The 20,065-nt window shown below is 68.6% G+C and carries 18 protein-coding genes; 5 read left to right on the forward strand and 13 right to left on the reverse strand.

The genetic code is table 11. The features are described 5' to 3' along the window. Positions 1 to 30 precede the first annotated feature (30 nt). Positions 31 to 924, reverse strand: a complete 894-nt coding sequence (locus tag K7G19_RS21520) for an alpha/beta fold hydrolase (RefSeq protein WP_226109103.1) — start codon at positions 922 to 924, stop codon at positions 31 to 33. Between the two features lie 288 nt (positions 925 to 1,212). Between K7G19_RS21520 and K7G19_RS21525 the strand changes: the two genes are divergently transcribed. Then, entirely contained in the window at positions 1,213 to 2,967 is a 1,755-nt protein-coding gene (locus K7G19_RS21525) for an acyl-CoA synthetase (RefSeq protein ID WP_226109104.1), read from the forward strand. A gap of 110 nt (positions 2,968 to 3,077) precedes the next feature. On the opposite strand, the gene K7G19_RS21530 is transcribed toward K7G19_RS21525, so the two are convergent. Further along, positions 3,078 to 3,962, reverse strand: a complete 885-nt coding sequence (locus K7G19_RS21530) for a ferritin-like domain-containing protein (RefSeq protein ID WP_150081848.1) — start codon at positions 3,960 to 3,962, stop codon at positions 3,078 to 3,080. 189 nt (positions 3,963 to 4,151) lie between these two features. Between K7G19_RS21530 and K7G19_RS21535 the strand changes: the two genes are divergently transcribed. The 3 genes from K7G19_RS21535 (at position 4,152) to K7G19_RS21545 (ending at position 6,352) form a co-directional block, all read left to right on the forward strand. Then, on the forward strand, positions 4,152 to 4,676 hold the full coding sequence (locus tag K7G19_RS21535) for a gamma carbonic anhydrase family protein (protein WP_149319284.1): 525 nt from the start codon (positions 4,152 to 4,154) through the stop codon (positions 4,674 to 4,676). Between the two features lie 37 nt (positions 4,677 to 4,713). Next, the gene (locus tag K7G19_RS21540) at positions 4,714 to 5,742 is read left to right on the forward strand and encodes an Hsp33 family molecular chaperone HslO (RefSeq protein WP_150081846.1); all 1,029 of its coding nucleotides are present in this window, start codon (positions 4,714 to 4,716) and stop codon (positions 5,740 to 5,742) included. 205 nt (positions 5,743 to 5,947) lie between these two features. Further along, positions 5,948 to 6,352 (forward strand): hypothetical protein, encoded by a 405-nt coding sequence (locus K7G19_RS21545; RefSeq protein ID WP_150081843.1) that lies wholly within the window; start codon positions 5,948 to 5,950, stop codon positions 6,350 to 6,352. A 166-nt stretch (positions 6,353 to 6,518) separates the two neighbouring features. Here the strand turns inward: K7G19_RS21545 and ftsB are convergent, their stop codons facing one another. From ftsB to edd, 11 genes are all read right to left on the reverse strand, one after another. Then, positions 6,519 to 6,860, reverse strand: a complete 342-nt coding sequence (ftsB, locus tag K7G19_RS21550) for a cell division protein FtsB (RefSeq protein WP_149319287.1) — start codon at positions 6,858 to 6,860, stop codon at positions 6,519 to 6,521. Between the two features lie 81 nt (positions 6,861 to 6,941). Beyond that, entirely contained in the window at positions 6,942 to 8,231 is a 1,290-nt protein-coding gene (gene eno, locus K7G19_RS21555; RefSeq protein WP_149319288.1) for a phosphopyruvate hydratase, read from the reverse strand. Positions 8,232 to 8,355: 124 nt separating this feature from the next. Continuing rightward, complete coding sequence (locus K7G19_RS21560) at positions 8,356 to 8,646, reverse strand: DUF1330 domain-containing protein (protein ID WP_006576078.1); 291 nt, start codon at positions 8,644 to 8,646, stop codon at positions 8,356 to 8,358. Between the two features lie 147 nt (positions 8,647 to 8,793). Then, positions 8,794 to 9,663, reverse strand: coding sequence for a 3-deoxy-8-phosphooctulonate synthase (gene kdsA / locus K7G19_RS21565; protein WP_226109105.1), 870 nt, complete (start codon positions 9,661 to 9,663; stop codon positions 8,794 to 8,796). 24 nt (positions 9,664 to 9,687) lie between these two features. Continuing rightward, complete coding sequence (locus K7G19_RS21570) at positions 9,688 to 11,343, reverse strand: CTP synthase (RefSeq protein WP_149319290.1); 1,656 nt, start codon at positions 11,341 to 11,343, stop codon at positions 9,688 to 9,690. Positions 11,344 to 11,479: 136 nt separating this feature from the next. Then, a complete protein-coding gene (locus K7G19_RS21575) occupies positions 11,480 to 12,301 on the reverse strand; it encodes a peptidase (RefSeq protein WP_149319291.1) in 822 nt (273 codons plus the stop codon). 207 nt (positions 12,302 to 12,508) lie between these two features. Further along, a complete protein-coding gene (locus K7G19_RS21580) occupies positions 12,509 to 13,327 on the reverse strand; it encodes a transglutaminase family protein (RefSeq protein ID WP_187829265.1) in 819 nt (272 codons plus the stop codon). Positions 13,328 to 13,398: 71 nt separating this feature from the next. Next, complete coding sequence (locus K7G19_RS21585; RefSeq protein ID WP_150081839.1) at positions 13,399 to 14,352, reverse strand: alpha-E domain-containing protein; 954 nt, start codon at positions 14,350 to 14,352, stop codon at positions 13,399 to 13,401. A gap of 98 nt (positions 14,353 to 14,450) precedes the next feature. Next, the gene (locus K7G19_RS21590; protein WP_226109106.1) at positions 14,451 to 15,923 is read right to left on the reverse strand and encodes a circularly permuted type 2 ATP-grasp protein; all 1,473 of its coding nucleotides are present in this window, start codon (positions 15,921 to 15,923) and stop codon (positions 14,451 to 14,453) included. A gap of 210 nt (positions 15,924 to 16,133) precedes the next feature. Next, positions 16,134 to 16,643 carry a gluconokinase gene (locus tag K7G19_RS21595; protein ID WP_149319295.1) on the reverse strand — a complete coding sequence of 170 codons (510 nt, stop codon included), beginning with the start codon at positions 16,641 to 16,643 and terminating at the stop codon, positions 16,134 to 16,136. Between the two features lie 230 nt (positions 16,644 to 16,873). Further along, the gene (gene edd / locus K7G19_RS21600; RefSeq protein WP_149319296.1) at positions 16,874 to 18,742 is read right to left on the reverse strand and encodes a phosphogluconate dehydratase; all 1,869 of its coding nucleotides are present in this window, start codon (positions 18,740 to 18,742) and stop codon (positions 16,874 to 16,876) included. 295 nt (positions 18,743 to 19,037) lie between these two features. On the opposite strand from edd, the gene K7G19_RS21605 reads away from it, so the two are divergent. Continuing rightward, positions 19,038 to 20,021, forward strand: coding sequence for a MurR/RpiR family transcriptional regulator (locus K7G19_RS21605; protein ID WP_226109107.1), 984 nt, complete (start codon positions 19,038 to 19,040; stop codon positions 20,019 to 20,021). Positions 20,022 to 20,065 lie beyond the last annotated feature (44 nt).

Here is a 20,065-nt window from a genome sequence, read left to right on the forward strand (position 1 = left end):
GCCGAGGCTCACGCCGTGCCCCGGGGCGACTCAGCCGCAGAACGACTCGATCAGCCCGGCGACCGCCTCGGGCTGGTCGTGATGCAGCATGTGGCCGGCGTCGTCGAGAATCACCTCGCGGAAATCGCGGAACGCGGCGAAGCGCTGCTTGAATTCGGCGATGCTCTGCTTGTGGGCGATATGGCGCAGCGTCTCCGAGTCGCGCGCCTCGACGTGCAGCACCGGCGCGGTCGCCGCGGCCCAGATCGCCATCGCCTCGTCCACGCGATACAGCACCGGATTGATCAGCTTGTGCGCGGGATCGCCGAGGATCTCCCAGCGACCGTCCTCGTTGCGCCGCGACCAGTGTTCGGCGAGAAACGCCGCGCGGTCGTCGCGCAGCCGGGGATTGGTCTTCTTCAGCCGCGCGGCGACCGCCTCGACGCTGTCGTAGGTCTTCAGCGCCGGCGGGTCGCGCAATTCGTCGAGCCAACGGGCGAAGCGCCGCGGCGCCTGCTCTGGCCGAGTGGCCGTCATGCCGAAGCCCTCCAGGTCCACCACGCGGCGTACCCGCTCGGGACGCACGCCGGCATAGAAGCACGCGATATTGGCGCCCATGCTGTGGCCGACCAGGTCCACCGCGCCGTCCGGCTGATAGTGGTCGAGCAGGACTTCGAGGTCGGCCAGATAGTCGGGAAACCAGTACGAGGCCGTGCCCGGATGGCGGGTCGGCCAGCCGGTCTGGCCGAAGCCGCGCCAGTCCGGCGCGATCGCGTGCCAGCGGCCCTGCAGCGCGTCGACCAGGAACTGGAACGAGGCCGCCACGTCCATCCAGCCATGCAGCAGGAACAGCTTCGGCGCGCCCGGTTCGCCCCAGTGGCGCACGTGGTAATCGAGGCCACGCACCGTGATACATTCGGAGCGCGATGTGTCGCGGATCGTCATGGTCTGCCCTGTCCCGCCTTGTCGGCTGTGTGGTTGCGGCGATTGCTCTGCCTGTGGTGATGATTGCGATCGTGATGATCACGTTGATCGCGATGGTCACGATCGTCACGATGGTCGTGCCAAGGATTGCCGCGAGGGCCGTCGATGGCCACCACGCCCTCAGTCCGACAAAATCGAACGCTCGTTCGATTTACCGCGATTGTAGCCACAAGCGAGTCCGCGACGCCAGCCAGCATGCCAACAAGATCCGCGGCGCCCGACGCCGCGGACACAAGAACGGAGACCACCATGGCCGCATCCTCGCTGCCGGACAGCCGGCGCGACGACTATCCCGCGCTCTACCGCGACTTCCACTGGCACGTACCCGAAACCTTCAATCTCGCCGAAGCGTGCTGCGGCCGCTGGGCACGCGATCCGGCCACGCGCGACCGGATCGCCGTCCATACGGAGCATGAGGATGGCCGGCGTGCGTCGCATCGCTACGGCGAGATCCAGCGCGACGCCAATCGGTTGTCGCACGCGCTGCGCGAGCTGGGCGTCCGGCGCGGCGACCGGGTGGCGATCGTGCTGCCGCAACGCATCGAAACCGTGGTCGCGCATATGGCGGTCTATCAGCTCGGCGCGATCGCGATGCCGCTGTCGATGCTGTTCGGCCCCGAGGCGCTGGGCTATCGCCTGCAGCACAGCGAGGCCTGCGTGGCGATCGCCGACGAGACCTCGATCGACAATCTGCTCGCCGCGCGCGGCGACTGCCCCGCGCTGCAGGCGGTGATCGCCGTCGGCGAAGCGGCGGGCCGCGGCGACCGCGACTGGGACGCGGCGCTGGCGGACCAGGCCGACGACTTCACCGCCGAGCAGACCAAGGCCGACGAGGCCGCCGTGCTGATCTACACCAGCGGCACCACCGGGCCGCCCAAGGGCGCGCTGCTGCCGCACCGCGCGCTGATCGGCAACCTGACCGGCTTCGTCTGCTCGCAGAACTGGTATCCGCGCGAGGACGATGTGTTCTGGAGCCCCGCCGACTGGGCCTGGACCGGCGGCCTGTGGGACGCGCTGATGCCGGCGCTGTACTTCGGCAAGACGATCGTCGGCTACCAGGGCCGCTTCTCGCCCGAGGTCGCCTTCGGCCTGATGGAGCGCTACCGCGTCACCAACACCTTCCTGTTCCCGACCGCGCTCAAGCAGATGATGAAGACCTGCCCGGCCCCGCGCGAGCGCTACGACCTGCGGCTGCGCGCGCTGATGAGCGCCGGCGAGGCGGTCGGCCAGACCGTATTCGACTGGTGCCGCGAGGCCTTCGGCGTGATCGTCAACGAGATGTTCGGCCAGACCGAGATCAACTACATCGTCGGCAACTGCACCGCGCAATATGACGACGATCAGCTCGGCTGGCCGGCGCGGCCCGGTTCGATGGGACGGCCCTACCCCGGCCACCGCGTCGCCGTGGTCGACGACGAAGGCCGCCCCTGCCCGCCCGGCGAGGACGGCGAGGTGGCGGTCTGCACCACCGACATCCACGGCCATCCCGATCCGGTGTTCTTCCTCGGCTACTGGAAGAACGAGGCGGCGACCGAGGGCAAGTTCGTCGAGCACGATGGCCTGCGCTGGTGCCGCACCGGCGACCTCGCCCGCGTCGATGAAGACGGCTACCTGTGGTACCAGGGCCGCGCCGACGACGTCTTCAAGTCCTCGGGCTATCGCATCGGCCCGAGCGAGATCGAGAACTGCCTGCTCAAGCATCCGGCGGTGTCGAACTGCGCGGTGGTGCCGTCGCCGGACCCCGAGCGCGGCGCGATCGTCAAGGCCTTCATCGTGCTGACGCCGGGCGTGCAGCGCTCGGCCGAGGCCGAGGCCGCGCTGGTCGCCGAACTGCAGCAGCACGTGCGGGGACAGCTGGCGCCGTACGAGTATCCGAAGGCGATCGCCTTCATCGACCAGCTGCCGATGACGACCACCGGGAAGATCCAGCGCCGCGTGTTGCGCTTGCAGGAGGAAGAGGCGGCGCGGCAGCGTGCGGCGGCCCCACGCGTGGGCAACGGCTAGACGGTCAGCCGTCGGGGAGCCGGTCGAGTCCGCTGGTTGGGGCAGCCGGTTGGGCCAGCCGGTTGGGCCAGCCGGTTGGGCCAGCCGGTTGGTCCTTCACCGGTTTGCCGTTATCCGGCGCTGCCGGTCAGCCAGGCCAGTTCGTCCTCGTCGAAGCCGGCCGCGCGGCGCGCCGCCAGATTGAACGGCGGCCGCAGCCGCGGCGCCTGGTGGCGCTCGGCCAGTTCCGCGTAGGTGGTCACCGGGTCGAGGCCCCGCTCGGCGCATAGCCAGCGATACCAGCGGTTGCCGATCGCCACGTGGCCGACCTCGTCGCGCAGGATGATGTCGATGATCGCCGCGGCCTCGGCATCGCCGGCGTCGGCCAGCCGCGTGCGGACCACCGGCGAGGCGTCCAGCCCGCGTGCCTCCAGCGTGCGCGGCACCAGCGCCATGCGCGCCAGCACGTCGCCGGCGGTGCGGTCCGCCATCTCCCACAGGCTGTTGTGCGCCGGGAAATCGCCGTAGGCGAAGCCCAGCTTGCGCAGGTGCGCGGCCAGCAGCGTGAAGTGCAGCGCCTCCTCGTCGGCCACCTGCAGCCAGTCGCGGTAATACCCCGCCGGCATGCCGGCGAAGCGCCAGACCGCATCGAGCGCCAGGTTGATCGCGTTGAACTCGATATGCGCCAGCGCGTGGATCAGCACCGCGCGCCCCGCCGGATTCTGCAGCGAGCCGCGCCGCTCGACCTTCTGCGGCGGCACCAGCTCCGGACGCGCCGGGCGGCCAGGCACCGGGCCGGCGGCGGCGAGCGTCAGGGCGGCGCCGATGGCATCATCGCCGGCTTCCAGTGAGGCGGCGCGCAATGCACGGGCCGCGGCGGCCTTGGCGGCGGGATCGGGCTCCGCCAGCACGGCGAGCGCCCGATGGCGCAGGGAAAGCGGCGAGGAGGCCGCATCTGGATCGATCGGCGCCGTGGCATTGCGATCTGGGGCGGGTTCGGCAGCGTAGGCGGGCATGGGCGTAAAATCCGGTCTGCCGCGATTGTAGAGCCTTGCCGGCGCCGCCCGGCCTCATACGACCTACGCCCCGGTGTTGCGCCCCGGTGTTGCGCCCGGGTGTTGCGCCCGGGTGTTGCGCCCGGGGTTCCGCCCTTTAAGGCCCGGCGGCCATCCCCATCTAGAAACGAACCCCGTACAGGAGACCTCATGTCGCTTTACCAGCTCGGCGATACCGCCCCTTCCATCGATGCCGACGCCTACGTGGCTGCCGAAGCCACCGTCATCGGCAACGTGACGCTCAAGGCGCGAGCCAGCGTCTGGCCGGGCGCGGTGATCCGGGGCGACAACGAGCCCATCGTCGTCGGCGAAGCGACCAACGTGCAGGAAGGCGCCGTGCTGCACACCGACCCGGGCTGCCCGCTGACGATCGGCGACCGCGTCACCATCGGCCACCAGGCGATGCTGCACGGCTGCACGATCGGCGAAGGCGCGCTGATCGGCATTCAGGCGGTGGTGCTGAACCGCGCGGTGATCGGCAAGGAATGCCTGGTCGGCGCCGGCGCCATCGTCACCGAAGGCAAGGTGTTCCCCGACCGCACGCTGATCCTGGGCGCCCCCGCCAAGGCGGTACGCGAACTGAGCGACGAGGAAGTGGCCGGCCTGTACCGCAACACCGACACGTATGCGGCACGCCAGGCCGTCTACAAGAAGGAATTGAAACGCATCGGCTGAGCGCCCGCGCGCCGGCCGATCCCACCGATGGATGATCGTGACTGAAACCCAAACCCCGGACACCCTGCAGAAATTCCTGTTCGACGCCGCCCCGGTGCGCGGCGAGCTGGTGCGGCTGCAATCGACCTGGCAGGAAGCGCTGGAGCGCCACCACTATCCGGCCCCGGTACGCCGGCTGCTCGGCGAGATGATGGCCGCGGCCGCGCTGCTGTCGGCCAACCTGAAGTTCAACGGCGCGCTGGTGATGCAGCTGCATGGCGACGGCCCGGTGCGCATGCTGGTGGTCGAATGCCTGTCCGACCTGTCGCTGCGCGGCACCGCGAAGCTGGCCGAAGGCGTCGAGATCGCCGACGATGCCACGCTGGCCGAGCTGGTCAACCAGCACGGCCAGGGGCGCTTTGCCATCACGCTGGACCCGCACGACAAGCTGCCGGGCCAGCAGCCCTACCAGGGCATCGTGCCGCTGGCCGACGCCCATGGTCCGCTGACGTCGATCAGCGCCGTGCTCGAGCACTATATGCAGGCCTCCGAGCAGCTCGACACGCGGCTGTGGCTGGCTGCCGACGACCGCGTCGCGGCCGGCATGCTGCTGCAGAAGCTGCCGTCCTACGGCGGCACGATGGAAGGCAAGCCCGGCCGCCCGCCCGCGCAGGTCGGCGAGACCGGCGCGCCGCTGTCGGCCCACGGCCGCGCGCAGGATCTCGATACCTGGGACCGCGCCTGCCAGCTCGGCGCCACGCTCAAGACCGAGGAACTGCTGGCCGAACAGCCGGATACGCTGCTGCGGCGGCTGTTCTGGGAAGACCTGCAGGACGCCGGGCTACGCGTGTTCGAACCGGGCACGCCGCACTTCCGCTGCTCGTGCTCGCGCACCAAGGTGGCGAACATGCTGCAGTCGCTGGGCCAGGCCGAGGTCGACGACATCGTCGCCGAGCGCGGCTCGGTGGAGATCCACTGCGACTTCTGCGGCCAGGAGTACCGCTTCGACCCGGTCGACTGCGCGCAGCTGTTCAGCGGCGCGGCGATGCCGGCGGGGGTCGGCGAGGGCGCGGGACATCGGCACTGAGCGGCGCTGAGCAGCACGGAGTGACACCGAGCAGCGCTGAGCTCTGCCGGCCAGGCTGACCGGTTCCCCCGGTCTGTTCTCCCTCTGCCCTCAGCGGGAGAGGGGAAAAACCCTGTGGTGCCCCGCGGGCCGCAAACTTTGCTGGCTCACTAAAATCAAAGTCAACAAAGTCTCCCCGACATCCGCGCACCGCCTGGAGGTCATCATGCCGGCCATCCCTTCGTCGATCCGTCTTGCATTGCTGGCCGCGCCGCTGCTGGCCGCGGGGTGCGCCGCCAATCTGCCGCGCGACATCAACGGCTCGCCGCCGACCGCCCGGCTGGCGCCGGATACCGCGTCCCGCGCACCTGCCGCGCCGCTCAGCGCCGAGGAACGCAAGCGGCTGGACGCACTGAACAAGCAGGTGCTGCGCGAGCAGGAGGCCGCGATCGCCCGCGATCAGCAGGCCCAGGCCTGGGCGCGCGCATCGACCTACGCCTATCCGGCGTATCCGCTGTCGAGCTGGAGTTTGTACTACGGGGGATGGGGCCGCGGCCGCTGGGGCGGCGGGGTCAGCATCGGGTCGCCCGGCTATTGGGGCTGGGGCGGCTACCCGTACTGGTGGTGGTGAAGCGGGCTGCGTTGAGGCGGACTGCGGTGAAGCGGTCCGTGTGAATCGCGCCGTGGTGAAGCCGGCCGTGCTGAAGTGGGCGGCGGTGAAGCGGGGGCGGTGAAGCGGCTGGTGTGAGCGCCGAGCCGGCGACAGCCTGATGCTCGGTCGTTTCTCGGTCGCCCGCTCAGTGCCCGCCGGAACCCGGCTTGGCCGCCGGAGGCGGGGGCAGCGGCGGCGTGGCGCTGACCTTGGGGGCCGGTGCGACGAACTGGATGAACACCTCGCCGTCCTTGACCATGCCGAGCTCGTAGCGCGCCCGTTCCTCGACCGCGCCGGTGCCGTCCTGCAGGTCCAGCACCTCGCCCTCGAGCTTGGCATTGCGGCGCTTGAGCTGTTCGTTGCGGGCGGTCTGCTCGCCGACCTGCTTGTTCAATTCCCACACGCGCAACCAGCCGCCCTTGCCCAGCCACAGGGGATACTGGATCGCGAGCAGCACCACGAACAACAGCAGCGTAATCAGGCGCATGGGCATTCAGGAAACGGACGACTGGGCGGTGGCCGCAGGCGCCGGCGGCCGAGGCCGCCGGGCGCCTGCCGACTCCCGGGCTTAGCGCAGATTGTAGAACGCGCTCTTGCCGGGGTAGCTGGCGATGTCGCCCAGGTCTTCCTCGATGCGCAGCAGCTGGTTGTACTTGGCGATGCGGTCCGAACGCGACAGCGAGCCGGTCTTGATCTGGCCGGCGTTGGTGCCCACCGCGATATCGGCGATGGTGCTGTCCTCGGTCTCGCCCGAACGGTGCGAGATCACGGCCGTGTAACCGGCGCGCTTGGCCATCTCGATCGCCGCGAAGGTTTCGGTCAGCGTGCCGATCTGGTTGATCTTGATCAGGATCGAGTTGCCGATGCCCTTGTCGATGCCTTCCTTCAGGATCTTGGTGTTGGTGACAAACAGATCGTCGCCGACCAGCTGCACGCGCTTGCCGAGCTTGTCGGTCAGCACCTTCCAGCCGTCCCAGTCGCCTTCGGCCATGCCGTCCTCGATCGACACGATCGGGAACTTGTCGCACAGATTGGCCAGGTAGTCGGCCCATTGGGTCGAATTCAGCGTCAGGCCTTCGCCTTCCAGGTGATACAGGTCCTCGCCTTCGCGGAAGAACTCGCTCGAGGCGCAGTCCAGCGCCAGCAGCACGTCCTCGCCGGCGCGATAGCCGGCCTTCTCGATCGCCTGCAGGATGGTGTTCAGGCATTCCTCGTTCGAGGCGAAGTTCGGCGCGAAGCCGCCTTCGTCGCCGACCGCGGTCGACATGCCCTTGTCGGCCAGGATCTTCTTCAGCGCGTGGAACACCTCCGCGCCGCAGCGCAGCGCTTCACGGAAGCTCTTCTGCGACACCGGCATGATCATGAATTCCTGGATGTCCAGGCTGTTGTTGGCGTGCGCGCCGCCATTGACGATGTTCATCATCGGCACCGGCATCTGCATCGCGCCCGAACCGCCGAAGTAGCGGTACAGCGGCAGGCCGGCTTCCTCGGCGGCGGCCTTGGCCACCGCCATCGACACGGCCAGCATCGCGTTGGCGCCCAGGCGGCTCTTGTTCTCGGTGCCGTCCAGATCGATCAGCGTGCGGTCCAGGAAGGCCTGCTCGGCGGCGTCCAGGCCCATGATGGCTTCGGAGATCTCGGTGTTGATGTGCTCGACGGCCTTCAGCACGCCCTTGCCCAGATAGCGCGACTTGTCGCCATCGCGCAGTTCGATCGCCTCACGCGAGCCGGTCGACGCGCCCGACGGCACCGCGGCGCGACCCATCACGCCCGATTCGAGCAGAACGTCGCATTCGACGGTCGGGTTGCCGCGCGAGTCGAGAACCTCGCGACCGATGATATCTACGATTGCACTCATGGATTCCTCTTGATCTAGATCTGGTGAAGCTCGGTATGTCGATGCACTGCGTCTGGTACGGCGTTGCACCGCGCGCCAGGCGCTCCGCGTGGAGACCCGCGTCAGGCAACGCCCCGGTCGAGGCTCAAACGCCCTCGACCACGATCATGTTCATCCGGGCCGCATGCTCGCGCGCCTTGCGGGCCGCGCGATAGGTCTCGCCGTCATGGAACGCCTGGGCCGCCTCGACGCTGGGGAACTTCAGCAGCACCACGCGGGTGGGCGCCCATTCGCCTTCGAGCGGGACCGTGCGGCCGCCGCGCACCAGCACCTCGGCGCCATGCTCCTGCATGGCCTTGCTGGACAGGACCTTGTACTGCTCGTACTGCTGCGGATCGGTGACGTCGACGTAGGCGATGATGTAGCCGGCGGCCATGCGTATCTCCAGGATGAATCTTATGGTTGTCAACGTTGCCGCCCGATGACGGCGGCAACGTGCGGAATCGGTGATCGGCGCGAGGGCCGTTGCAGCTGACGATTGAACGATTGAACGATTGAACGATTGACGGTTGGCGCTGCGCGCTCAGGCGCAGGCCGGCCAGCCGAAATTGTCTTCGAGGAAGCCGGCGCGCTTGGTCAGCGCGTCCAGATCCTTCAGCACGACCAGCAGTTCTCGCATGCGCGACAGCGGCACGGCATTGGGACCGTCCGACATCGCCTTGCTCGGATCGGGGTGGGTCTCCATGAAGAGGCCCGCGATGCCGACCGCCACCGCGGCGCGCGCCAGCACCGGCACGAACTCGCGCTGGCCGCCCGAGCTGGTGCCCTGCCCGCCCGGCAGCTGCACCGAGTGGGTCGCGTCGAACACCACCGGCGCGCCGGTCTCGCGCATGATCGCCAGCGAGCGCATGTCGGATACCAGGTTGTTATAGCCGAACGACACGCCGCGCTCGCAGGCCATGAAGCTGTCCTCGGGCAGGCCGGCTTCGCGCGCGGCGTCGCGGGCCTTGTCGATGACGTTCTTCATGTCGCCCGGGGCCAGGAACTGGCCCTTCTTGATATTGACCGGCTTGCCGCTCTGCGCGCAGGCGCGGATGAAATCGGTCTGCCGGCACAGGAAAGCCGGCGTCTGCAGCACGTCGACCACCGCGGCCACCGGCGCGATCTCGTCGATCTCGTGGATGTCGGTCAGCACCGGCACGCCGATCTCGCGCTTGACCGTGGCCAGGATCTCCAGCCCCTTCTCCATGCCCAGTCCGCGGAAGGACTTGCCCGACGAGCGGTTCGCCTTGTCGAACGACGACTTGTAGATGAAGGGGATGCCCAGTTCGCTGGTGATCGTCTTCAGCGCGCCCGCGGTATCGAGCGCCATCTGCTCCGACTCGATCACGCAGGGACCGGCGATCAGGAAAAACGGCTGGTTCAGGCCGACATCGAATCCACACAATTTCATCTTGCTCTCCTGCTATCGGCCGCTTCAGGCGCCCTTGCGCCGCTGTTGGCCGGCCAGCGCCGCTTCCACGTAGGCCTTGAACAGCGGATGGCCTTCGCGCGGCGTCGAGGTGAATTCCGGGTGGAACTGCACGCCGACGAACCACGGATGCAGTTGGGCCGGCAGTTCCATCATCTCGGGCAGGTTCTCGGTCGGGGTGCGGGCCGAAATCACCATGCCGGCCTGCTCCAGCTGCGGCACGTAGTGATTGTTGACCTCGTAGCGGTGGCGATGCCGCTCGTTGACCTCGGCACCGTAGATCTGCGCCGCCTTGGTGTCCGGCTTGACCGGCACGCGCTGCGCGCCCAGGCGCATGGTGCCGCCCAGGTCCGAATCGGCCGAGCGCTGCTCGACCTTGCCGTCGCGGTCAACCCATTCGGTGATCAAGGCGACCACCGGGTGTTCGGTCTCGAGGCTGAACTCGGTCGAATTGGCATCGCGCATGCCGGCCACATGGCGGGCGAACTCGATCACCGCCAGCTGCATGCCCAGGCAGATGCCCAGGTACGGCACCTTGTTCTCGCGCGCGTACTGGATCGCGCGGATCTTGCCCTCGGTGCCGCGCTTGCCGAAGCCGCCCGGCACCAGGATCGCGTCCAGGGGCTTGAGCACTTCGAGATGGCCCGATTCCAGTTCCTCGGAATCGATGTATTCGATATTGACGCGGGTCGCGGTATGCATGCCCGCGTGGCGCAGCGCCTCGATCAGCGACTTGTACGACTCGGTCAGATCGACGTACTTGCCGACCATGCCGATCGTCACTTCGTGTTCGGGGTTTTCCTGCGCGTTGACCAGCTTCTGCCACATCGACAGATCGGCCGGCTTCGGATCCAGGCGCAGCTCCTCGCAGATCAGCCGGTCCAGGCCCTGCTCGTTGAGCATCTGGGGGATCTTGTAGATGCTGTCGACGTCCCACACCGAGATCACCGCTTCCTGCGGGATATTGGCGAACAGCGAGATCTTGGCGCGCTCGTCGTCCGGAATCGGACGGTCGGCGCGGCACAGCAGCGCCGTCGGCGAGATGCCGATCTCGCGCAGCTTCTGCACCGAGTGCTGGGTGGGCTTGGTCTTGAGCTCGCCGGCGCTGGCGATGAACGGCACCAGCGTCAGATGGACGAAGGCCGCGTGGTTGCGGCCCATGCGCAGGCTCATCTGGCGGGCGGCCTCGAGGAACGGCAGCGATTCGATATCGCCGACGGTTCCGCCGATCTCGACCAGCGCCACGTCGGCCTTGCCTTCGTGCGAGGCGGCCGCGCCCTTCTCGATGAAGGCCTGGATCTCGTTGGTGATATGCGGAATCACCTGCACGGTCTTGCCCAGGTATTCGCCGCGCCGCTCCTTGCGGATCACCGATTCGTAGATCTGGCCCGTGGTGAAGTTGTTCGACTTGCGCATCTTGGCCGAGACGAAGCGCTCGTAGTGGCCAAGATCCAGGTCGGTCTCCGCGCCGTCTTCCGTGACGAATACTTCGCCATGCTGGAAGGGGCTCATCGTGCCGGGATCGACGTTGATGTAGGGATCGAGCTTGAGGAGGGTGACTTTGAGGCCGCGCGACTCGAGAATAGCCGCGAGCGAGGCGGCAGCGATGCCCTTGCCGAGGGAAGAGACGACGCCACCGGTGACGAAGACGAATTTGGTCATAAACCGAGCTTGCCGGGGAAATCGGGATTATACATGAGCGAGGCCGGATGGACGGGCGGAATCGGCGTGCCGGACTGTCCGCTCGCGTGCCGTTTCGGCGGCGGACCCGGCCTCGCGCGAGCCCTCGCCGCCCCGTTCACTGCGGTTCGCGCGGACGCTCGCGCCGGGCCCGCACCGGCTGCCCCCAGCGGTCGCCCTCGCCCTGCCGCGTCAGCGGATGCTGGGCCGGCGCGGCGGCGTCCCATTCCGGGTTGTCGATCTCGCCGAACACCTGGCGCAGGCGCTGGCCCCAGGTCTCGCGGATCATGCAGAAATACGGATTGCGGTCGTCGATGGTGGCAAAGCGCGTGACGTGCAGCGAATCGGCTTCGTAGACCAGCAGGTCCAGCGGCAGGCCCACCGAGATATTGGACTTGAGCGTCGAGTCCATCGAGATCAGCGCGCACTTGGCCCCTTCGGCCAGCGGCAACGAAGGATGCACCACGCGGTCGATGATCGGCTTGCCGTACTTGGCCTCGCCAATCTGGAAGTAGCAGTTCTCCGGCGTCGCCTCGACGAAATTGCCGGCCGCATAGACATTGAACAACCGCACCCGCTCGCGGCCGATCTGGCCGCCGAAGATCAGGCTGACGTTGAACTCGATGCCGGCATCGCGCAGCGCATCGGCATCGCGGCGGTGCACCTGGCGCACCGCGTCGCCGACGATCGAGGCGGCCTCGAACATATCGCGCGCGGTCCACAGCGAGCGTTTGCTGTCGCGGCTTTCCATCAGGATCTGGCGGATCGACTGGCTGATGGCGAGATTGCCGGCGGTCATCAGCACCATGACGCGGTCGCCGGGCTCCTCGAACACCGTCATCTTGCGGGCCGTCGAGATCGCGTCGACGCCCGCATTGGTGCGCGAGTCGGACAGGAATACCAGGCCGGCATCGAGCCGCATGGCTACACAGTACGTCATGGTGTTGTCTTATTGTGGTGACATGGCGCGCGGCGGAACGCGCGGGGAGCATCCCGGCATTCTAGCGCCCTCGCCGGGCGTCCCCTGTCACGGCCCCTTATCGGCCCCTTATCGGCCCCACAGCGAGCCGTGGCGACCCGCGGCGACCCCGGGCCCCACGGCGACACGTAGCCGCACGTAGCGGCACGCTGCGGCGCAATGCAGGACTCAGGCCGGCTCGATCAGGATCTGCACCGACAGCGATTCGGTGCCGCCGCCCTCGCGCACGCCGCGGATCGGCGCCGCCGAGCGGTAGTCGCGCCCCACCGCGAGGCGGATATGGCGGGTATCGGTGAAGCAGCCGTGCGTCACGTCGATGCTGCACCAGCGCTCGCGCCCGGTATCGACACACAGGTCGGCCCAGGCGTGGCTGGCCAGCTCGGTGGCCGCGGGGTCGTGGAAATAGCCGCTGACATAGCGCGCCGGAATGCCGAAGGCGCGGCAGGCGGCCACCATCACCTGCGCCTGGTCCTGGCACACGCCCGCGCCTAGCGCGAAGGCCTCGGCGGCGCTGGTGCCGACATCGGTGGCATTGGGCTGGTAGCGCACGCGCTCGCCGATGCCCTGGGCCAGCGCCAGCAGCGCGGCGGGATCATGGCCGGCGGCCAGATACGGGGCGGCGAACGTCCTCAGCTCGTCGGGCGCGCTGGTCAGCGGCGTGCCGCTGCGGAAGTACAGCGGCGACACGCGCGCCTCCCCCGGCGGCGGCGCGTCGCTGAAGCAGCCGTCGGCATCGGAGGCCGGCGTGATCTCGACCTCGCCGCTCGCGGCGATCGTGATGGTGTCGGCCGGCCGCGCCAGCGTGAACTGATGGACGATATTGCCGAAGCCGTCGAGCGCCTCGGACAGATTGCCCGGCACCGACAGCTGCCACTGGTGCACGCGCTGCAGCGGGCCGGAGCGCGGCGCCAGCCGCAGCTCGTGAACGCTGCGGATCACCGGCTCGGCATAGCGGTAAACGGTGCGATGGTGGATCTGGTATTTCACGGTCATGTTGCGCTGCGCCGCCAGATCCGCCCGGCAGGTACGCCTGGCGCGTCGGTGGGCGAATCCATCGGTCAGGCTGCCAGCGGCGGCACCAGGAAGTCCCGGCTGATGCCGCTGCCCAGATCGCCGATGCGTTCCAGGAAGCTGGTCAGGAAAGCGTGCAGTCCGACCGCGAAGATGTCGTCGATGCGCGCGTATTTGAGGTCGGCATGCAGTTTACCAGCCTGCCGCTCGGTCTCGGCCGACTGCTGGTTGCGCACCAGCGCCAGGATCGCCACCACCTCGTCCATGCTCGACACCAGCGAGCGCGGCATGTCGGGCCGCAGGATCAGCAGTTCGGCGACGCGCACCGGCGTGATCACCGTGCGGTAGATCTTGCGGTAGACCTCGAAGCCCGACACCGAGCGCAGCACCGCGGCCCAGTGATAGAAGTCCTGCTCGGTCCGTTCGGTGCCGCCGTTCTCGCTGCCGGTGGCCTGGAACTTGACGTCGAGGATCCGCGCGGTGTTGTCGGCGCGCTCCAGGAAGGTGCCCAGCCGCATGAAGTGGAAGGCGTCGTCCTTGAGCATGGTGCCGAACTGCACGCCGCGCGCCAGGTGCGAGCGGAACTTGACCCATTCGAAGAATTGCGACGGATCGTCGCGCAGCACGCCGTCCGAGATCATCCGCTGCACGTCCAGCCAGGTGGTGTTCAGCGTCTCCCACACCTCGGTCGTCAACGAACCGCGCACGGCCCGCGCGTTCTCGCGCGCCGCGCGCAGGCAGCTCATGATCGACGACGGGTTGGTCATGTCGCGCACCATGAAGTCGATCACGTCCTCGCGCGACAGCAGGCCGTACTTGTGGTCGAACGCGTGCGTCAGCTCGGAGATATCGAGCATCGCCCACCAGCCCTGCTCGGCCACCTCGAGCGATTGGGGCAGCAGCGAGGTCTGGTAATTGACGTCGAGCATGCGCGCGGTGTTCTCGGCGCGCTCGGTGTAGCGCGCCATCCAGAACAGGTGGTCGGCGGTGCGGCTCAGCATGATGGCTCTCCGTGGTCCGGTCGGAAGATCGCGGGGTCGGCAATGGCTGCGGAAAGGTGCGAAGGCTTGAAGGCTCGATGGCTCGAAGGTTCGTCGGCTCAGCGCTCCAGCACCCAGGTGTCCTTGGTGCCGCCGCCCTGCGAGGAATTGACCACCAGCGACCCCTCGCGCAGCGCGACGCGCGTCAGCCCGCCCGGCACCATGCGCACCTCCTTGCCCGACAGCACGAACGGCCGCAGATCGATATGGCGCGGCGCGATGCCGGCCTCCACATAGGTCGGACAGGTCGACAGCGCCAGCGTCGGCTGCGCGATGTACTGATCCGGCCGCGCCTTGACCACCTCGCGGAAGGCGTCGATCTCGGCGCGCGTCGCCGCCGGCCCGACCAGCATGCCGTAGCCGCCGGCCCCGTGCGTTTCCTTGACCACCAGCTCGTCCATATGGTCGAGCACGTACTGCAGGTCGTCCGGGCGCCGGCACATCCAGGTCGGCACGTTGGCCAGCAGAGGTTCCTCGCCCAGATAGAAGCGGATCATCTCGGGCACATAGGGATAGATCGACTTGTCGTCGGCGACGCCGGTGCCGATCGCATTGCAGACCGTGACATTGCCGGCGCGATAGACCGCCAGCAGGCCGGCCGCGCCCAGCGTCGAATCGGGCCGGAACACCAGCGGATCGAGAAAGTCGTCGTCGACGCGGCGGTAGATCACGTCGACGCGCTGCGGCCCCTGCGTGGTGCGCATGTACAGATGGTCGTCCTGCACGAACAGGTCGCTGCCCTCGACCAGTTCGATGCCCATCTGCTGCGCGAGGAACGCGTGCTCGAAGTAGGCGGAGTTGTACATGCCCGGCGTCAGCACCACCACGGTCGGATCGGCCACGCCCTGCGGCGACACGCTGCGCAGCATGTCGAGCAGCAGGTCGGGATAGTGGGCCACCGGCGCGACGCGGTTGCGCGCGAACAGCTCGGGGAACAAGCGCATCATCATCTTGCGGTTCTCGAGCATGTAGGAGACCCCTGAAGGCACCCGCAGATTGTCCTCGAGCACATAGAACTCGCCCTCTCCCGCGCGCACCACGTCGATGCCCGCGACATGCGCATAGATGTCGCGCGGCACGTCGATGCCCAGCATCTCGGGCCGGTATTGCGCGTTGTCGTAGACCTGCTCGGGCGGGATCACGCCGGCGCGGATGATGTCCTGGCCGTGATAGATGTCGTGGATGAAGCGGTTCAGCGCGGCGACGCGCTGGCGCAGGCCCTTCTCCAGCAGCGCCCATTCGCCGGCCGGGAAGATGCGCGGAATCACGTCGAAGGGGATGGTGCGCTCGGTGCCGCTGTTGGCCTCGTCCTTGTCGCCATAGACGGCGAAGGTGATGCCCACGCGCCGGAACACCAGGTCGGCCTCGGCACGCTTGTTGGCCATGGTCGCGCCCGACTGGCGCGCCAGCCAGTCGGCGAACTGGCGGTAGTGCGGCCGGATCGCGTCCGGCGACAACGCCTGCCCGGCGGCGATGTTCGGGGGCGCATCGCCGCGCCAGTCCAGCATTTCATCGAAAAACCGCGCCGCCATGATGCCCTCCCCCAGTACCGGGCGCCCGACCGGCCGCCGCGCATCGTTGACTTCTACAGCATACGTCCGGCCGCCGCCCCCGAGAAGGAGGCCAAGTGCCTTGGCAGACATTCAAGCAAGATGCCTGCCAATGGAAGACGGGCCGCGAACGGCGTGTTGGCGCGGCGTGGCGCCACGCAATGGCGCGGGGACGCCGCCCCGCACACCATTTCAGTGCACGGGCTGGCTGCCGCGGACGGGCGGACGCTCGGCCAGGATCTGGCGCACCAGTTCCTCCGGGGGCTTGCGGATATCGAGCACCAGCGCGTCGCGCGGCTCCTCGAGCGTATCGAGCTGGCTCTGCAGCAGCTTGGGATCGAAGAAATGCCCGCTGCGGCCGGCCAGGCGCGTGCGCAGCACGTCGATATCGCCCTTCAGGTAGATGAAGCTGACCCCGCCGTCGGGCGGCGTCAGGCGGTCGCGATAGATCTGGCGCAGCGCGGAGCAGGTGAAGACGTGCGGGCGGCCCTCGGCGCGGGCCTGGTCGATGGCGGCGCGCATCGCGTCCAGCCAGGGCCAGCGGTCCTCGTCGGTCAGCGGAATGCCGGCGGCCATCTTGGCCTTGTTGGCGGCGCTGTGGAATTCGTCGGCGTCATGGAAGCCGCAGTGCAGGGCCTGCGCCAGCAGCGAGCCGACCGTGGTCTTGCCGCTGCCGGAGACGCCCATCAGGATATAGATCATGTCTGCTCCATCGATCAGGATCGGACGGTCGAAGCCGCCCTTGTTGGTCTGACCGCGCGGCGGCGGGTTCGCGCGCGTGCGGTCGAGGCCGGACGCGGGGTCCGGCCGGCTTGAGGATTGATTGGTCCGGGGTTCGGTCCGGGGTTGCGTGTCGCCTGCCGTATCGGTTGCCGTATCGGTTGCCGTATCGGTTGCCGGATCGCCTGCCGAAAGTACGCCCTACAGCACGACTATAGTGCGCGCGGTGCCGGCGCCGCCATCGCATCGGCCTCGCTGAGGTCCAGCGCGCTGCCGCCCTGCTCCGCGCCGCGCGCGTGGCGGCGGAACAGCCCGAACAGGCCGCGCCCCAGGCTGTAGTCGGCGAACGCGTCCTGCGGCGGTGCAGCAGGCGCGCGGGCCGCAAACTCGGCCGGGTCGCCGAGCCACGCCAGCGTGCCGGCGACCGCGTCGACGCGCAGCCGGTCGCCGTCGCGCACGCGCGCCAGCGGACCGCCGGCGCTCGCTTCCGGTCCGACGTGGATCACCGCCGGCACCTTGCCCGAGGCGCCCGACATGCGGCCGTCGGTCACCAGCGCGACGCGATGGCCGGCATCCTGCAGCGCGCCCAGCGGCGGCGTCAGCCGATGCAGCTCGGGCATGCCGTTGGCGTTCGGGCCCTGGAAACGCACCACGACGATCACGTCGCGATCGAGCTCGCCGCGCGTGAACGCGTCCTGCAGCGCCTGCTGCGAATCGAACACGCGCGCCGGCGCCTCGACGATCCGGTGCTCCGGCGCGACCGCCGACACCTTGATCACGCCGCGACCAAGATTGCCGGACATCAGCCGCAACCCGCCTTCCGGATCGAACGGCGCGTCGATCGGCGCGAGCACCTGCGCGTCGCCGCTTTGCGCCGGGGCTTCGCGCCACTGCAACGCGCCGTCGTGCAGCACCGGCTCCTGCGCATAGCGCGCCAGCCCCGGGCCGGCCACGGTCTCGACGTCCTCATGCAGCAGTCCGGCGTTCAGCAACTGGCGAATCACGAAGCCGACGCCCCCCGCCGCATGGAAGTGATTGACGTCGGCCGCGCCGTTCGGATAGACGCGCGCCAGCAGCGGCGTCACGCGCGACAACCGGTCGAAGTCGTCCCAGTCGATCACGATGCCGGCGGCGCGCGCCATCGCCACCAGATGAATGGTGTGGTTGGTCGAGCCGCCGGTCGCCAGCAGCCCGACGATGCCGTTGACCACCGCGCGTTCGTCGACGATGCGGCAGATCGGCAGATAGCCGTCGCCCCGCGCCGACAGCGCCAGCGCGCGCTGTGCCGCGGCGGCCGTCAGCGCATCGCGCAGGCCGCCCTCGGGCGGCACGAAGGCCGCGCCCGGCAGATGCAGGCCCATGATTTCCATCAGCAGCTGATTGCTGTTGGCGGTGCCATAGAAGGTGCAGGTACCCGCGCCGTGATAGGCCTGGCACTCGGCCTCGAGCAGCGCGTCGCGGCCGACCTGGCCGGTCGCATAGAGCTGGCGCACGCGCGCCTTCTCCTTGTTGGGCAGGCCGCTGGCCATCGGTCCGGCCGGCACCATCACCACCGGCAGATGGCCGAACTGCAGCGCGCCCATCACCAGCCCCGGCACGATCTTGTCGCAGACGCCGAGCATCACCACCGCGTCGAAGGTGTTGTGCGACAGCGCGATCGCCGTGCCCATCGCGATCGCATCGCGCGAGAACAGCGACAGCTCCATGCCGGGATTGCCTTGCGTGATGCCGTCGCACATCGCCGGCACGCCGCCGGCGACCTGGGCCACCGCCCCCACTTCGCGCGCAGCCGCGCGAATCAGCGCGGGATAGCGCTCATAGGGCTGGTGCGCCGACAGCATGTCGTTGTACGCGGTGACGATGCCGAGATTGAGCGCATGTTCGACGCGCAGCTTCAGCTTGTCGGCGGCCGGCAGCGCGGCGTAGCCGTGGGCCAGATTGGCACAGGACAGTCCCTGCGCCGGCCCCTGGTCGCGCTGCGCGCGGGCACAGCGTTCCAGGTAGGCGGCACGGCTGGCGCGGCTGCGTTCGACGATGCGCTCGGTGACGTCGCGCACCGCGGGATCGAGAGTCTGTGACATGCGGTATGGAGAGGCGAACGGGAAGATGGGCAGTCGATGAACCGGGAGCTGGGGTCCATCCCGGCGGGGTCGTTTTGTGTAGAATTTCTACATTCTACCGGAAGACAGGTCGGTTCCAGAAGCCCCGATTCGCGCCAATGTGCCGACAATGCGGGAAATCCCCTTGGAAAATGGCCTTTCCATCGCCGAACCTCAGGGTTATTCCCGACTGCGGCGAACGGCGATCGGCCCGATCATTCGGCCCGCGAAGTAGAATCTCTACATACAACGATCCAATCCGACCCTTGCCGCCCTCATGCGCGATCGCATCCTCGCCGTCTACGACTCCCTTCGCCCCTCCGAACGGCGCCTCGCCGACTACGTCGCGCGCCACGGCGCCAGCGTGATCCGGCTGTCGATGCCGGAGCTGGCGCGCCGTGCGGGCGTGTCGCAGCCAACCATCGCGCGCTTCTGCGCGGCGCTGGGCTACGACGGCTTTCGCGAGTTCAAGCTGCAGTTCGCGCAGACCGTCGGTGCCGGTACGCCCTTCGTGCATCAGGACGTCAATCCGCAGGACCAGCCGGCCGATATCGCGGGCAAGGTGTTCGACCGCACCATCGCGACCCTGATGTCGGTGCGCAACGCACTGTCGGCCGACCAGATCGAGCACGGCATCGCGCTGCTGGCCGGCGCGCGCCGCATCGAGTTCTACGGCTGCGGCAACTCCGGCATCGTCGCCCTCGATATCCAGCACAAGTTCTTCCGCCTCGGCATGCCGACCGTCGCGTATTCGGATCCGCATGTGTTCAGCATGTCCGCGGCGCTGCTGGCGCCGGGCGATGTCGCGGTACTGGTGTCCAACAGCGGCCGTACCTGGGACATGCTGACCGCCGCCACGCTGGCGCGCAGCGCGGGCGCCAGCGTGCTGGCGCTGACGCACAGCGGCTCGCCGCTGGCCGCGCTGGCCGACGTCTGCGTGTTCTCCGATGTCGAGGAGGACAGCGAGGTCTATACGCCGATGACCTCGCGCATCAGCCATCTGGTGCTCGGCGATGTGCTGGCCGCGGGCGTCGCGCTGGCGCGGGCCGATACGATGGCGGGCCGGCTGCAACGGGCCAAGGCCCATCTGCGCGAACGGCGCATCGCCAGCGCCGAGCCGAGCCATGCGCTGGAGGCGCTGCCGCGCGGCAAGGCGCGCCGCAACGCGCGGCCTGCTGGGAAGTCCACGGGGAAATCGGCGGCCAAATCGGCCACAAGATCGGCCCAAAGGCCGGCGGCGCGCCGCGCGGCCAAGGATTAGCCGGTGCTTGCGCATCGGCGCAGCGGCGCAGCGGCGCAGCGGCG

Origin of the sequence: Cupriavidus sp. DB3 (assembly GCF_020418465.1) — a bacterium.
GTDB lineage: Bacteria > Pseudomonadota > Gammaproteobacteria > Burkholderiales > Burkholderiaceae > Cupriavidus > Cupriavidus cauae.

Coding starts and splice junctions, on each gene's coding strand:
- K7G19_RS21520 (WP_226109103.1), bottom strand. CDS start 924: ATGACGATCCGCGACACATCGCGCTCCGAATGTATCACGGTGCGTGGC.
- K7G19_RS21525 (WP_226109104.1), top strand. CDS start 1,213: ATGGCCGCATCCTCGCTGCCGGACAGCCGGCGCGACGACTATCCCGCG.
- K7G19_RS21530 (WP_150081848.1), bottom strand. CDS start 3,962: ATGCCCGCCTACGCTGCCGAACCCGCCCCAGATCGCAATGCCACGGCG.
- K7G19_RS21535 (WP_149319284.1), top strand. CDS start 4,152: ATGTCGCTTTACCAGCTCGGCGATACCGCCCCTTCCATCGATGCCGAC.
- K7G19_RS21545 (WP_150081843.1), top strand. CDS start 5,948: ATGCCGGCCATCCCTTCGTCGATCCGTCTTGCATTGCTGGCCGCGCCG.
- ftsB (WP_149319287.1), bottom strand. CDS start 6,860: ATGCGCCTGATTACGCTGCTGTTGTTCGTGGTGCTGCTCGCGATCCAG.
- eno (WP_149319288.1), bottom strand. CDS start 8,231: ATGAGTGCAATCGTAGATATCATCGGTCGCGAGGTTCTCGACTCGCGC.
- K7G19_RS21560 (WP_006576078.1), bottom strand. CDS start 8,646: ATGGCCGCCGGCTACATCATCGCCTACGTCGACGTCACCGATCCGCAG.
- kdsA (WP_226109105.1), bottom strand. CDS start 9,663: ATGAAATTGTGTGGATTCGATGTCGGCCTGAACCAGCCGTTTTTCCTG.
- K7G19_RS21570 (WP_149319290.1), bottom strand. CDS start 11,343: ATGACCAAATTCGTCTTCGTCACCGGTGGCGTCGTCTCTTCCCTCGGC.
- K7G19_RS21575 (WP_149319291.1), bottom strand. CDS start 12,301: ATGACGTACTGTGTAGCCATGCGGCTCGATGCCGGCCTGGTATTCCTG.
- K7G19_RS21585 (WP_150081839.1), bottom strand. CDS start 14,352: ATGCTGAGCCGCACCGCCGACCACCTGTTCTGGATGGCGCGCTACACC.
- K7G19_RS21590 (WP_226109106.1), bottom strand. CDS start 15,923: ATGGCGGCGCGGTTTTTCGATGAAATGCTGGACTGGCGCGGCGATGCG.
- K7G19_RS21595 (WP_149319295.1), bottom strand. CDS start 16,643: ATGATCTATATCCTGATGGGCGTCTCCGGCAGCGGCAAGACCACGGTC.
- edd (WP_149319296.1), bottom strand. CDS start 18,742: ATGTCACAGACTCTCGATCCCGCGGTGCGCGACGTCACCGAGCGCATC.
- K7G19_RS21605 (WP_226109107.1), top strand. CDS start 19,038: ATGCGCGATCGCATCCTCGCCGTCTACGACTCCCTTCGCCCCTCCGAA.